Origin of the sequence: Nocardioides sp., from assembly GCF_024509035.1 — a bacterium.
Classification (GTDB): domain Bacteria; phylum Actinomycetota; class Actinomycetes; order Propionibacteriales; family Nocardioidaceae; genus Nocardioides.
Genome location: NZ_JANINT010000335.1, coordinates 371 through 857, shown reverse-complemented (window position 1 = coordinate 857; position 487 = coordinate 371). Strand labels below are relative to the sequence as shown.

Sequence of the window (487 nt, the reverse complement as noted above, 5' to 3'; positions counted from 1 at the left end):
CTCGAGGACAACCTCTACCTGAGCAAGGGCGTGAAGGCGACCAACGCGCAGCTCGTCGAGCGGGCGCGGACCATCGTGGAGGCCATGGGTGCGCACGTCGCCACCCCGGACGAGGGCCGCGAGATCCTCGCGCTGAAGCAGCGATGAGGCCCGCACCGGAGGACGTCCGCACCGTCGCCTGCGTCGGCGCCGGGGTCATCGGCGGCGGCTGGGCGGCGTACTTCCTGGCCCGCGGCTACGACGTGGTCGCGCTGACCGAGCTCGGGCTGGCCGACGGCGCGAGCCGCGACCACCTCGTCGTCGAGTCCGACCTCGCCGCCGCGTGCGCGCGTGCGGACTTCGTGCAGGAGAGCGCGCCGGAGGACCTCGAGCTCAAGCGGAGGCTGCTGGCCGACATCGACGCGGTGACGCCGGCGGACGTGGTCGTCTCGTCGTCCACGTCGGGCTACCCGATGAGCGAGATGCAGGACCGGTGCGCGCATCCCGA

At 72.9% G+C, this 487-nt stretch carries 2 protein-coding genes; both read left to right on the top strand.

Features of this window, described 5'->3' with window-relative positions; genetic code table 11:
• Nucleotides 1-30 precede the first annotated feature (30 nt).
• A complete protein-coding gene (locus Q0L15_RS25045; protein ID WP_366939625.1) occupies nucleotides 31-147 on the top strand; it encodes a 3-keto-5-aminohexanoate cleavage protein in 117 nt (38 codons plus the stop codon).
• A partial coding sequence (locus Q0L15_RS20685) for a 3-hydroxyacyl-CoA dehydrogenase NAD-binding domain-containing protein (RefSeq protein ID WP_296606578.1) occupies nucleotides 144-487 on the top strand: 344 nt, incomplete at its 3' end. The genes Q0L15_RS25045 and Q0L15_RS20685, both read left to right, overlap by 4 nt.